The following is a 12,435-nucleotide window of genomic DNA, read 5'->3' on the forward strand; positions in this document are numbered from 1 at the left end:
GGTGTCGCGACGTCGTCCACAGGTTCGGTGGGGACCTCGGCGCGGTCGCCGCACGATCGAAGACTGTCGACGTGCACCCGGAACTCGTCCGCCTCGCGGCCGCCCGACTCGGCGTCTTCACCGCGCGAGAGGCCGTGCGCGTCGGCTACCGACCCGACGAGATCCGCTCCGAGCTGAGCGCCGGCCACTGGCGCTGGTTGCGGCGAGGCATCTACGTCCGCGCCCGAGACCTCGCTGCCGCCGAGTCGGACGTCCGGCTCCGGCACCTCCTCGACTGCGTCGCGGTCCTGCTCGCCCTGGCTCCCGGTCCGGCCCTGAGCCACACCTCCGCCGCCCGGGTCCACCGCCTCGTCCTCCCCGAGGACGTCGACGGGGCCGTGCGGCTGACCCACCCGGGCCAGTGGCGGCGCGGTCGGGGTTACGTCGTCGCCCGGGCTTCGCTCCCGGACGGTGACCTCGGGCGACTCGCCGGATTCGGCGTGACCGCGCCGGCGCGGACGCTCGTCGACTGCGCCCGGGAGTGGGACCTCGTGGACTCGGTGGTGGCGATGGACGCCGCACTGCACGACCGGCTCGTCGGACGGGAAGACCTGCAGGCTGCCGTCCTCCGTGCGGTGCACTGGATCGGCATCGGCGACGCGGCGCGGGCCCTCGGGCTCGCGGACGGCCGCGCGGAGTCCCCGCTCGAGTCCCGTGGTCGGCTCGCGTTGATCGAGGCCGGACTGCCCCGTCCGGAGTTGCAGGTCGAGGTGCACGGTCCGCGAGGCTTGGTCGCGCGGGTCGACGCCTGGTACGACGACGCCGGCGTCGCCATCGAGTTCGACGGGCGGGTGAAGTACCTCGACCCCGTCGACGGCCGGCATCCCGGGGAGGTGCTCTGGCGGGAGAAGCGGCGCGAGGACCTCCTGCGCGCGCTGGGCATCCGGGTCGTGCGCCTGGCACACGAGGACCTCGTGCCCGGACGGCGGCGCGAACTCGAGGCCCGGGTGGGTGGGCTCCTGGCGGCCCCGGCGGTCGGGCCGCGCCGGTACCGCGTCGTCCGCACCGTCGAGCCCACCAGGGGGACCGGGCCGATCGCGGCGTCGTCGACCTAGCTCGCCGTCGTGCGTCCTGGCTCACCGCCGACGCTGAGTCAGGACGCAGCACGATCAGGCCGCCTGATCACGCGCAGCTCGACCCCTCGGGAACACCGCCGGGAGGTCTGCCGTTACGGTGGGCAGGAAAGTTGAGCGGACCCCGCGCAAGGCGGGAGATCCCTCGACCGACCCCCACGACACCCAGCACCACCCGAGCACACGGAAGAGGAGCCAGCTCCATGGCACGAGCGGTCGGCATCGACCTCGGCACCACCAACTCCGTCGTCACCGTCCTGGAGGGCGGCGAGCCGACGGTCATCGCCAACAGCGAGGGCTCGCGCACCACGCCCTCGGTCGTCGCGTTCGCCAAGAACGGCGAGGTCCTGGTGGGCCAGTCGGCCAAGAACCAGGCGGTCACCAACGTCGACCGGACCATCCGGTCGGTGAAGCGCCACATGGGCACCAACTGGCAGACCGGCGAGATCGACGGCAAGCGCTACACGCCGCAGGAGATCAGCGCCCGCATTCTGCAGAAGCTCAAGCGGGACGCCGAGACCTACCTGGGCGAGACGGTCACCGACGCCGTCATCACCGTCCCCGCCTACTTCGAGGACGCGCAGCGCCAGGCCACCAAGGAGGCCGGTGAGATCGCGGGCCTCAACGTCCTGCGCATCGTCAACGAGCCGACCGCGGCCGCGCTGGCCTACGGCCTGGACAAGGGCGAGACCGAGCAGACGATCCTCGTCTTCGACCTCGGTGGCGGCACGTTCGACGTCTCGCTGCTCGAGATCGGCGAGGGCGTCATCGAGGTGAAGGCCACCGCCGGTGACAACCACCTCGGCGGTGACGACTGGGACGAGCGGATCGTCAAGCACCTGGTGCAGACGTTCAACGCCCAGAACGGCATCGACCTGTCCAAGGACAAGCTGGCCATGCAGCGCCTCCGCGAGGCCGCCGAGAAGGCCAAGATCGAGCTGTCGGGCGCGCAGTCGACCAACGTCAACCTGCCCTACATCACCGCCGGCGCCGAGGGCCCGCTGCACCTCGACGTCACGATGACCCGCGCCGAGTTCCAGCGGCTCACCCAGGACCTGCTCGACCGCACCCGCGCGCCGTTCAACCAGGCGATCCGCGACGCCGGCGTCTCCGTCGGCGAGATCGACCACGTCGTCCTGGTGGGTGGCTCGACCCGCATGCCGGCCGTCACCGAGCTGGTCCGCGAGCTGACCGGCGGCAAGGAGCCCAACAAGGGCGTCAACCCGGACGAGGTCGTCGCCATCGGCGCCGCCCTGCAGGCCGGTGTCCTCAAGGGCGAGGTCAAGGACGTCCTGCTGCTCGACGTCACCCCGCTGTCCCTCGGCATCGAGACCAAGGGCGGGATCATGACCAAGCTCATCGAGCGCAACACCACGATCCCGACCAAGCGCTCCGAGATCTTCACGACGGCCGACGACAACCAGCCGTCCGTGCAGATCCAGGTGTTCCAGGGTGAGCGCGAGATGGCGATGTACAACAAGAAGCTCGGCATGTTCGAGCTGACCGGCCTGCCGCCGGCGCCGCGCGGCGTCCCGCAGATCGAGGTCGCCTTCGACATCGACGCCAACGGCATCGTGCACGTGTCCGCCAAGGACCTGGGCACGGGCAAGGAGCAGTCGATGACCATCACCGGCGGCTCGGCCCTCCCCAAGGAGGACATCGAGCGGATGATGCGCGACGCCGAGGCCCACGCCGAGGAGGACAAGCGCCGCCGCGAGGAGGCCGAGACCCGCAACCTGGCGGAGTCGCTGCAGTACCAGACCGAGAAGTTCCTCGCGGAGAACGGCGAGCGCATCCCGGCCGACAAGAAGGAGGAGCTCGGCGAGGCCCTGACCGAGCTGCGCTCCGCCCTCGGCGGCTCGGACATCGCCGCGATCAAGTCGGCGCAGGAGAAGGTCGCCCGCGTCTCGCAGGAGGTCGGCGGCGCGCTCTACGCCCAGCAGGCCCAGGCGGGTGACGGTGCCGGTGCCGCGGGCGCCTCGGGTGACGGGTTCGGCGCGTCGGCCCCGTCCGGCGACGACGACGTCGTCGACGCCGAGATCGTCGACGAGGACACCGACCGCCGATGAGCCAGGGGGACGAGCAGCCGCGGGTCGTGATCCGGGACAAGCGGCGGATCGACCCCGTCAGCGGTGAGGTGCGGACGCCGGCCGGCGAGCAGCCGGCCGGCGTGCCGCCCCGCCCGGCTCCGGCACAGACACCGGCCCACCCATCGCCAGGGGAGCAGATGACCGAGAACCAGACCGCCGTCCCGGAGGCCCCGGCCGCGCCGGTCGTCGACAGCGCCGCGGACGGCGACCTGTCCCGCCAGCTGACCGAGCGCACCGAGGACCTGCAGCGGGTCACCGCCGAGTACGCCAACTACCGGCGGCGGGTCGACCGGGACCGGCAGCTCGTCGTCGACCAGGCGGCCGAGCGCTTCGCCGCCCAGCTGTTCCCGATCGTCGACGACATCGAGCGGGCCCGGGACCACGGCGACCTGACCGGCGCCTTCAAGGTGGTCGCCGACCGCGTGCTCGGGCTGCTCGACGGCCTGGGCGTGGAGGCCTTCGGCGTCGCGGGGGACCCGTTCGACCCGTCGCTGCACGAGGCCGTCCTGCACGACACGTCCGACCAGGTCACGGTGCCCACCGCGACGACGGTCCTGCGGCAGGGTTTCCGCCGGGGCGACCGCGTGCTGCGCACGGCCATGGTGTCCGTGACCGAGCCCGCGGGCGGCGCCGCGGACGCCCACGAGCAGGAGGCGACCGGCGGCGGCGTGCCGGGGGAGACCCCGGCCGCCGGCTGACCGGCCGCCACCAGACGCAGAGAGGAGGCGTCCGATGAGCACCCGGGACTTCATCGAGAAGGACTACTACGCCGCGCTGGGCGTCTCCCAGGGCGCCGACGCCGCGGAGATCAAGAAGGCCTACCGCAAGCTCGCCCGCGACCTGCACCCGGACAAGAACCCGGGCAACACGCAGGCCGAGGCGCGCTTCAAGGAGGTCTCCGAGGCCTACGACGTGCTGTCCGACCCCAAGCGGCGGGCCGAGTACGACGACGCCCGCCGGCTGTTCGGCTCCGGCGGCGCCGGGGCGCGTGCCGGGTTCCCCGGGGGCTTCCCCGGCGGGACCGGCGGCGGCCAGCCGTTCGACCTGGGCGACCTCTTCGGCGGAGCCGGGGGCGCCGGGACGCGCGGCGGGGGCGGCGGGCTCGGTGACCTGTTCGGCAACCTCTTCGGCGGTGCCGCGCCGGGCTCGGCCCGGGCCCGCTCCCAGGCGGCGTCCGGGCCGGCCCGCGGGCAGGACGTCGAGACCGAGGCCACCCTCTCCTTCGAGGAGGCCGTCCTCGGTGTCACCGTGCCGCTGCGGATGCAGAGCCCGGGCACCTGCCCGACCTGCTCCGGCAGCGGCGCCCGCCCGGGCACCTCGCCGCACACCTGCGAGGTGTGCGGCGGCGCCGGGGTCACCAGCCGCAGCCAGGGCGCGTTCGCCTTCTCCGAGCCGTGCCGCAACTGCCGCGGCACCGGCCAGGTGGTCGACGACCCGTGCCCGACCTGCCAGGGCGACGGCGTCACCACCCAGACCCGCACGATCACCGTGCGGATCCCGGCCGGCGTCAAGGACGGGCAGCGGATCCGGCTGGCCGGCAAGGGCGCGCCGGGACGGCGGGGCGGCCCCGCCGGCGACCTGTTCGTGGTCGTGCACGTCAGCGACCACGAGCTGTTCGGCCGCAAGGGCGAGGACATCACGCTCACCGTGCCGGTCACCTTCCCCGAGGCGGTCCTCGGCGCGACGCTGACCGTGCCGACCCTGGACGGCAACGTCACGCTCAAGGTGCCCGCCGGCACCGCGAGCGGCCGCACGCTGCGGGTCCGGGGACGGGGCGTGCCCGGCCGCGGCCGCAACGGCGACCTGCTGGTGACCGTGGAGGTCGCCGTCCCGCAGCGGCTCTCGGCCGAGGCCGAGCGGGCGGTGAAGACCCTCGACGCCGAACTGGGCGACCCGCGCCCGCAGATCACCGCGGCCACCCAGCGCAACGCCGAGCGCGGGAGCACCCGGTGAGCGCCGCGGGGACCGAGGGCCGGGAGCGCGCCGACGCGAGCCGCGCCGTCGCCGACGACGCGCCGGTCTTCGTGATCTCCGTGGCCGCGCAGCTGGCCGGCATGCACGCCCAGACGCTGCGCCAGTACGACCGGCTCGGCCTGGTCACCCCGGGCCGCACGGCGGGCGGCGGGCGGCGCTACAGCCCGCGCGACGTCGCGCTGCTGCGCGAGGTCCAGCGGCTGTCCCAGGAGGACGGCGTCAACCTGGCCGGCATCAAGCGGATCATCGACCTGGAGTCCCAGGTCGAGGCGCTGCAGCAGCGCGTGCACGAGCTGGTCGCCGAGCTCGAGGAGTCCGAGCACCGGCGGATCGCCGCGGAGACGGCGATGCGCAGCGGCTACGGCCGCGACCTGGTCGGCACCGACCTCGTGCCGGTGCGGCGGCAGCACACGTCCGCGCTGGTCGTCTGGCGCCCGAGGGAGGCGCAGCGGTGAGCGGGAACCCCGGGGGCGCCGGCGTCGTCCAGGGAGACGTGACGACCACGCGCCGGGAGCAGCAGCACGAGTCCTTCGTGCGGCTGGAGCGCGAGATCGGCCTGCTGCTGCGCCGGTCGCGGGCCATCTCGGCCCGGCTCGCCCGCGAGCTGCACCCCGACCTCGACGGCGCGGCCTACGGCCTGCTCGCGCTGCTGGCCGACGCCGGCCCGCTGCGCGCCAGCGACCTGGTCGCCCGGCTCGGCCTGGACAAGAGCACGGTCAGCCGCCAGGTGGCCTCCCTCGTGGCACTCGGCATGGTCGACCGCGAGCCCGACCCCGCCGACGGGCGGGCGCAGGTGCTCACCCCGTCCCCCGAGGGCGCGGCCCGGCTCGCCCGCATCCGCGACGCCCGCCGGGCGCGCTGGGAGGCCGACCTGTCCGGCTGGCCGGCCGAGGACGTCGCCCAGCTCGGCGAGCTGCTGGCCCGGTTCAACCGGCTCGGCGAGGCCCGCGAGGCGGGGGACGCCGCGGTTCCCGCGTCCTGACCCCGCCCCTCCCGCACCACGCCACGACGGCGCCCGGACCCCCGCGGTCCGGGCGCCGTCGTCGTGTCGGGGGAACACGCCGGGCGGGTAGGAGGTTGTAGACAGCAACCAACCGGATGTATGGTTGCGGTCTGCAATCACCTTGTCCACGAGGTCGCCATGCCCATCACCTCCCGGACGCGCGAGCGGCTCACCGCCGGCATCGCGCGCCTCGTCCGGGCCGGCCGGCACGTGTCCGGCCGGGCCGCGGACTCCGTCTACGGGGAGCTGCCCTCCTTCGGCTGGGCGCTGCTCGTCCCGCTCGAGCGCGACGGCGAGCAGCGCTGCAGCGCGCTGGCCGCGCAGGCCGGCGTCGACGTCTCGGTCGCCAGCCGCCAGGTCGCCGCCCTCGAGAGGGCCGGCCTCGTCGAGCGCCGGCCCGACCCGCACGACGGCCGCGCCAGCCTCATCCGGGTCTCCGCCGCGGGCGTCACCGCCCTGGCCCAGACCCGCGCGCTGCGCTCGGAGTGGGCCACCCGGGCCCTGGCCGGCTGGGACGAGGCCGACGCCCACCGGCTCACCGAGCTGCTCGAGCGGCTGGCCGACGACCTCGACCGCGCCGCGCCCCCGCCCGCCCGCCCGCCGCACGCCGGCTCCCCGCACGCCGTCGGGGCCGCCTCGTGACCACCGCCCGCCCGTCCGGGCCGCCGTCCGCACCCGATCCCGCACCGACCAGGAGCACCGTGACCACCACCCGCGAGCCCGCCGTCGCCGCCCCGGCGGCGGAGGCGCCCGCCGAGCAGCAGGGCCGCATGACGCACCGGCAGATCCTCGAGGCCCTCTCGGGGATGTTGCTGGCGATGTTCGTGGCGTTCCTGTCCTCGACCGTCGTCTCCAACGCCCTGCCCACGATCATCACCGACCTGCGGGGCAGCCAGAGCCAGTACACCTGGGTCGTCACCGCCACCCTGCTCGCCTCGACGGCGTCCACGCCGATCTGGGGCAAGCTCGCCGACCTGTTCAGCAAGAAGCTGCTGATCCAGCTGTCGATCGTCGTCTTCATCGTCGGCTCGATGCTCGCCGGCCTGTCCCAGTCGGTGGGCACGCTGATCGGCTGGCGCGTGCTCCAGGGCCTGGGCCTCGGCGGCCTGCAGGCACTGGTGCAGATCGCGATGGCCGCGATGATCAGCCCCCGCGAGCGCGGCCGGTACTCCGGCCTGCTCGGCGCGGTCATGGCCGTGGCCACCGTCGGCGGCCCGCTGCTCGGCGGCCTGCTGGTCGACACCAGCTGGCTCGGCTGGCGCTGGTGCTTCTACGTCGGCGTGCCCTTCGCCGCCGTGGCGCTGGTGCTGCTGCAGCGCACGCTGCACCTGCCGGTGACCAGGCGCCGGGTCCGCATCGACCACCTCGGCGCCGCGTTCCTCACCGCGGGCGTCTCCGCGATGCTCATCTGGGTCACCCTCGCCGGCGACCGGTTCGCGTGGGCCTCGGTCGAGACGGCGCTGTTCCTGGCCGGCAGCGCGCTCGCCGTCGTCGCCTTCGTCGTGACCGAGCTGCGGGCGGCCGAGCCGATCGTCCCGCTGCGGCTGTTCCGCGACCGGACCACGACCCTCGCCATCGTGGCCAGCGTCGCGATCGGTGTGGCGATGTTCGGGTCCACCGTCTTCCTCGGCCAGTACCTGCAGATCTCCCGCGGCTACTCGCCGACGGCGGCCGGCCTGCTGACGATCCCCATGGTCGGCGGCCTGCTCGTCTCCTCCACCGTCTCGGGCATCCTCATCACCCGCCACGGCCGGTGGAAGCGGTTCCTGGTGGCCGGGTCGCTGCTCGTCGTCGCCGGGTTCGGCCTGCTGGCGACCGTCGACCACGAGACGGACATGGTCCTGCTCGGCGTCTTCCTGTTCGTCCTCGGCGTCGGCATCGGCATGACCATGCAGAACCTGGTCCTCGCGGTGCAGAACACCGTGGCCGCGAGCGACCTCGGCGCGGCGTCGTCGGCGGTGGCGTTCTTCCGCAGCCTCGGCGGCACCATCGGCGTCTCGGTGCTCGGCGCGGTGCTCAGCAACCGGGTGACCGACCTGATCACCGCCGGCCTGCCGCCGGAGGCGGCCGCGGCCGGCGGCGGCTCGAGCCGCGTCGGCCTGGCGAGCCTGGCGGACGCGCCGCCGGCCATCCAGGAGCTCATCCGGGTCTCCTACGGCGACGCGACCGGCCGGGTCTTCCTCGTCTCCGCGGTCATCGCGGTGGTCGCCGTCGCGGCCATCCTGCTCATCCGCGAGGTGGCCCTGCGCACCGAGAGCGGCGAGGAGCGGCTGGCCCGCGAGTCCCGCCCCGCGCTCGCCGAGGACGAGGCGGTCGGCGCCGCCCGCTGAGAGGACGCACGACGGCCCGCTCCCCGAGTCGGGGAGCGGGCCGTCGTGCGTCCCGGGGGTCAGGACTCGAGCTGGGCGTCCAGGGTGATGTCGACGGCGGCGAGCGCCTTGCTCACCGGACAGCCGACCTTCGCCGCCTGCGCGGCCTTCTCGAACCCGTCGGCGTCGAGGCCGTCGACCTCGGCGCGCACGGTGAGCGTGATCCCGGTGATCGTGGCGCCGTCCTGGAGGCCGAGCGTGACGTCGGCCGTGACCTCGAGGGACTGCGGCGTGCCGCCGGCCCGGGCGATCTCCCCCGACAGCGCCATCGAGAAGCAGGCGGAGTGCGCCGCGGCGATGAGCTCCTCGGGGCTGGTGGAGCCACTGGCCTCGTCTGCCGTGCGCTTGGGCCAGCTCACGTCGAAGGTGCCGAGCTTCGAGCTGGACAGCTCGACCTGGCCGGAACCCTCCTGGAGGGTGCCGTTCCAGGCGGTGCGGGCGGTGCGGGTGGGCATCGGGCTGCCTTCCGGTCGCGGGGGCACGCCGGCGTCGTCTCGCCGGCGCGCGGGACCCCGCGGCCCTACCCCGGTGGGTTGTAGGCAACCCACCGCCCGGGTCACACGGCGCGCGGCGCCTCGGTGACCCGCTGGGTCAGCACGTTGAGCGTCTGCTTGAGGTCGGAGAAGGACTCCACGTCCAGGTCGAGCGCGCAGATCATGTCCTGCGAGATGGCGAAGGCCCTGTCGCGCAGGGCCCGGCCGGCGTCGGTGAGGGCGATGGCCACCGACCGCTCGTCCTCCACGCGGCGGTGGCGCGTGACCAGCCCGGCCGCGGTGAGCCGCTTGAGCAGGGGGGACAGGGTGCCGCTGTCGAGCGCCAGGCGGGCGCCGAGCTGGCCGACGGTCTGGTGGTCCTCTTCCCAGAGCAGCATCATCACCAGGTACTGCGGATAGGTGAGCCCGAGCTCCTCGAGCATCGGCCGGTACCGGGCGGTCATCGCGCGGGACGCTGCGTACAGCGCGAAGCACAGCTGATCGTCCAGAGCCACGCTCGGGGCAGGGCGGCGCGGGTCTCCGGTGGTCGTCATGCCCTGAGTGTAGGGACCATCCGGTCGCGTGGCATGCAGTTGTGCCGGATGTCAACCCCTCGGGGCGCCTCCTCGACCACCTCCTGCACCGCGAGGCAAGTTGAGCGGAACAGACTCAACCCCTGGTCCGTTGCACCGGTCGACAGGATCCCCCGCCGGGACCCCGGCACGCCCAGGAGAGGACCGAGCGCACCGACCATGGAGAGCAAGCTGACCACCCGTTCGCAGGAGGCGTTCGCGGCCGCCCAGCGGCTGGCGGTCGACCGGGGGCAGGCGGCGCTGGAGCCGCTGCACCTGCTCGTCGCGCTGCTGCAGCAGGGCGACGGCATCGCCGGCCCGCTGCTGACCGCCACCGGAGCGGACCCGGCCGACGTCCGGGCCAAGGCCGAGGCCGCCCTGCGCCGCATGCCGAGCGTCAGCGGCGCCACCGTCGCCGCGCCGTCGCCGTCGCGTGAGCTGCTGCGGGTGGTCAACGCCGCCGGCGAGCAGGCCGGCGCGCTGGGCGACGAGTACGTCTCCACCGAGCACCTGCTGGTCGGCCTGGCCGGCTCCGAGGGCGAGGCCGGCACGGTGCTCACCAGCGCCGGTGCCACCCGCGACGCGCTGCTGGCCGCCTTCCGCACCGTGCGGGGCAACCGCAAGGTCACCACGGCCGACCCCGAGAGCACCTTCCAGGCGCTGGAGAAGTTCGCCGTCGACCTCACCGAGCGCGCCCGCGAGGGGAAGATCGACCCGGTCATCGGCCGGGACACCGAGATCCGCCGCGTCGTGCAGGTGCTCTCCCGCCGCACCAAGAACAACCCGGTCCTCATCGGCGAGCCCGGCGTCGGCAAGACGGCGATCGTCGAGGGCCTGGCCCAGCGGATCGTGGCCGGCGACGTCCCCGAGAGCCTCAAGGGCAAGCGGCTGATGGCGCTGGACCTGGCGAGCATGGTCGCCGGCGCCAAGTACCGCGGCGAGTTCGAGGAGCGGCTCAAGGCCGTCCTGCAGGAGATCGCCGAGTCCGAGGGCCAGGTCGTCACCTTCATCGACGAGCTGCACACCATCGTCGGCGCCGGCGCCACGGGCGACTCGGCCATGGACGCCGGCAACATGATCAAGCCGATGCTCGCCCGCGGCGAGCTGCGCATGGTCGGCGCGACCACGCTCGACGAGTACCGCGAGCACATCGAGAAGGACCCGGCGCTGGAGCGCCGCTTCCAGCAGGTCTTCGTCGGCGAGCCCTCGGTCGAGGACACGATCGGCATCCTGCGCGGGCTCAAGGAGCGCTACGAGGTGCACCACGGCGTCCGGATCACCGACGCCGCGATCGTCGCCGCCGCCACGCTGTCGGACCGGTACGTCACGGCCCGCTTCCTCCCCGACAAGGCGATCGACCTGGTCGACGAGGCGGCCAGCCGGCTGCGCATGGAGATCGACAGCCGCCCGGTGGAGGTCGACGAGGTCGAACGCGCCGTGCGCCGCATGGAGATCGAGGAGATGGCGCTGGAGAAGGAGGACGACCCGTCCTCGCTCGACCGGCTGGCCGCGCTGCGCGCCGACCTCGCCGACCGGCGCCAGGAGCTCGCCGAGCTGACCGCGCGCTGGCAGCAGGACAAGGGCGCGATCGTCCGCATCCAGCAGCTCAAGGAGGAGCTGGAGCGGCTGCGCACCGAGTCCGGGCGCGCCGAGCGCGAGGGCGACCTCGCCCGCGTCGCCGAGCTCCGCTACGGCGTGATGCCGCAGCTGGAGAAGGACCTCGCCGCGGCCGAGGAGTCGGTGGCCGCCCAGGCGTCCATGCTCAAGGAGGAGGTCGGCCCCGACGACATCGCCGAGGTCGTCCAGGCCTGGACCGGCATCCCCGCCGGCCGGCTGCTCGAGGGCGAGACGGCGAAGCTGCTGCGGATGGAGGACGAGCTCGGCAGGCGGGTCGTCGGCCAGCCCGACGCCGTCCGCGCCGTCTCCGACGCCGTCCGCCGCGCGCGGTCGGGCATCGCCGACCCCGACCGGCCCACCGGCTCGTTCCTGTTCCTCGGCCCCACCGGCGTCGGCAAGACCGAGCTGGCGAAGGCGCTGGCGGAGTTCCTGTTCGACGACGAGCGGGCGATGGTCCGCATCGACATGAGCGAGTACTCCGAGAAGCACTCGGTGGCCCGGCTGGTCGGCGCCCCTCCGGGCTACGTCGGCTACGAGGCCGGCGGCCAGCTCACCGAGGCGGTCCGGCGGCGGCCCTACACCGTCGTGCTGCTCGACGAGGTGGAGAAGGCCCACCCCGACGTCTTCGACGTGCTGCTGCAGGTCCTCGACGACGGCCGGCTCACCGACGGCCAGGGGCGGACGGTGGACTTCCGCAACACCATCCTGATCCTGACGTCGAACCTCGGCTCGCAGCTGATCGCCGACCAGTCGCTGCCGGAGGAGGCGCGGCGCTCCGCGGTCATGGACGTCGTCCGGTCGCACTTCAAGCCGGAGTTCCTCAACCGCCTCGACGACGTCGTGGTGTTCCGGGCGCTGGGCAGCGAGGAGCTGGCCGGGATCGTCGAGATCCAGGTGGGCGTGCTCGCCCGCCGGCTGGCCGCCCGCCGGCTGACGCTGACCGTCACCGACGCCGCCCGCGAGTGGCTGGCGCTCAACGGGTTCGACCCGGTCTACGGCGCCCGCCCGCTGCGCCGCCTGGTGCAGTCGGCGATCGGCGACCCGCTGGCCCGCGCGCTGCTGGCCGGGGACATCCGCGACGGCGACGAGGTCGTCGTCGACGCGCCGGACGACCTGGCCGAGGAGGGCCTCACCGTCCGCCGCGGCTGACGCGAGGAGCTCCTCACCCGGGCCCGCCGTCCCTCGGGGCGGCGGGCCCGTCGCGTCCCCGGGGCGGGATGCGGGG

Annotated in this window: 11 protein-coding genes; 9 read left to right on the forward strand and 2 right to left on the reverse strand. The window is 74.1% G+C overall.

Going from position 1 to position 12,435, the window contains the following annotated elements; genetic code table 11:
- The first annotated feature begins 71 nt into the window (after positions 1 to 71).
- The 8 genes from ACI8AB_RS10850 to ACI8AB_RS10885 all read left to right on the forward strand — a co-directional run bounded on the left by ACI8AB_RS10850 (position 72) and on the right by ACI8AB_RS10885 (position 8,509).
- Positions 72 to 1,094, forward strand: a complete 1,023-nt coding sequence (locus ACI8AB_RS10850) for a hypothetical protein (RefSeq protein ID WP_456950138.1) — start codon at positions 72 to 74, stop codon at positions 1,092 to 1,094.
- Positions 1,095 to 1,315: 221 nt separating this feature from the next.
- Entirely contained in the window at positions 1,316 to 3,181 is a 1,866-nt protein-coding gene (gene dnaK, locus ACI8AB_RS10855; RefSeq protein WP_456950139.1) for a molecular chaperone DnaK, read from the forward strand.
- Complete coding sequence (gene grpE / locus ACI8AB_RS10860) at positions 3,178 to 3,900, forward strand: nucleotide exchange factor GrpE (protein ID WP_456950140.1); 723 nt, start codon at positions 3,178 to 3,180, stop codon at positions 3,898 to 3,900. The genes dnaK and grpE overlap by 4 nt, the downstream gene beginning before the upstream one ends.
- A gap of 34 nt (positions 3,901 to 3,934) precedes the next feature.
- Positions 3,935 to 5,155 (forward strand): molecular chaperone DnaJ, encoded by a 1,221-nt coding sequence (gene dnaJ, locus ACI8AB_RS10865; protein ID WP_456950141.1) that lies wholly within the window; start codon positions 3,935 to 3,937, stop codon positions 5,153 to 5,155.
- Complete coding sequence (locus ACI8AB_RS10870) at positions 5,152 to 5,631, forward strand: heat shock protein transcriptional repressor HspR (RefSeq protein WP_387992059.1); 480 nt, start codon at positions 5,152 to 5,154, stop codon at positions 5,629 to 5,631. The genes dnaJ and ACI8AB_RS10870 overlap by 4 nt, the downstream gene beginning before the upstream one ends.
- A gap of 38 nt (positions 5,632 to 5,669) precedes the next feature.
- Positions 5,670 to 6,158 (forward strand): MarR family winged helix-turn-helix transcriptional regulator, encoded by a 489-nt coding sequence (locus tag ACI8AB_RS10875; protein WP_456950142.1) that lies wholly within the window; start codon positions 5,670 to 5,672, stop codon positions 6,156 to 6,158.
- A gap of 159 nt (positions 6,159 to 6,317) precedes the next feature.
- Positions 6,318 to 6,821, forward strand: a complete 504-nt coding sequence (locus tag ACI8AB_RS10880; protein WP_456950143.1) for a MarR family winged helix-turn-helix transcriptional regulator — start codon at positions 6,318 to 6,320, stop codon at positions 6,819 to 6,821.
- 59 nt (positions 6,822 to 6,880) lie between these two features.
- Complete coding sequence (locus tag ACI8AB_RS10885) at positions 6,881 to 8,509, forward strand: DHA2 family efflux MFS transporter permease subunit (RefSeq protein WP_456950144.1); 1,629 nt, start codon at positions 6,881 to 6,883, stop codon at positions 8,507 to 8,509.
- Positions 8,510 to 8,568: 59 nt separating this feature from the next.
- On the opposite strand, the gene ACI8AB_RS10890 is transcribed toward ACI8AB_RS10885, so the two are convergent.
- Both ACI8AB_RS10890 and ACI8AB_RS10895 read right to left on the reverse strand, forming a co-directional pair.
- The gene (locus ACI8AB_RS10890) at positions 8,569 to 9,003 is read right to left on the reverse strand and encodes an OsmC family protein (protein WP_456950145.1); all 435 of its coding nucleotides are present in this window, start codon (positions 9,001 to 9,003) and stop codon (positions 8,569 to 8,571) included.
- A gap of 101 nt (positions 9,004 to 9,104) precedes the next feature.
- On the reverse strand, positions 9,105 to 9,575 hold the full coding sequence (locus tag ACI8AB_RS10895) for a MarR family winged helix-turn-helix transcriptional regulator (RefSeq protein WP_456950146.1): 471 nt from the start codon (positions 9,573 to 9,575) through the stop codon (positions 9,105 to 9,107).
- Positions 9,576 to 9,773: 198 nt separating this feature from the next.
- Here ACI8AB_RS10895 and clpB point away from each other — a divergent pair, with 198 nt between their 5' ends.
- Complete coding sequence (gene clpB / locus ACI8AB_RS10900; RefSeq protein WP_456950147.1) at positions 9,774 to 12,359, forward strand: ATP-dependent chaperone ClpB; 2,586 nt, start codon at positions 9,774 to 9,776, stop codon at positions 12,357 to 12,359.
- Positions 12,360 to 12,435 lie beyond the last annotated feature (76 nt).

It is taken from the genome of Geodermatophilus sp. SYSU D00698 (assembly GCF_054050335.1).

Coding starts and splice junctions, on each gene's coding strand:
- dnaK (WP_456950139.1), top strand. CDS start 1,316: ATGGCACGAGCGGTCGGCATCGACCTCGGCACCACCAACTCCGTCGTC.
- grpE (WP_456950140.1), top strand. CDS start 3,178: ATGAGCCAGGGGGACGAGCAGCCGCGGGTCGTGATCCGGGACAAGCGG.
- dnaJ (WP_456950141.1), top strand. CDS start 3,935: ATGAGCACCCGGGACTTCATCGAGAAGGACTACTACGCCGCGCTGGGC.
- ACI8AB_RS10880 (WP_456950143.1), top strand. CDS start 6,318: ATGCCCATCACCTCCCGGACGCGCGAGCGGCTCACCGCCGGCATCGCG.
- ACI8AB_RS10890 (WP_456950145.1), bottom strand. CDS start 9,003: ATGCCCACCCGCACCGCCCGCACCGCCTGGAACGGCACCCTCCAGGAG.
- ACI8AB_RS10895 (WP_456950146.1), bottom strand. CDS start 9,575: ATGACGACCACCGGAGACCCGCGCCGCCCTGCCCCGAGCGTGGCTCTG.
- clpB (WP_456950147.1), top strand. CDS start 9,774: ATGGAGAGCAAGCTGACCACCCGTTCGCAGGAGGCGTTCGCGGCCGCC.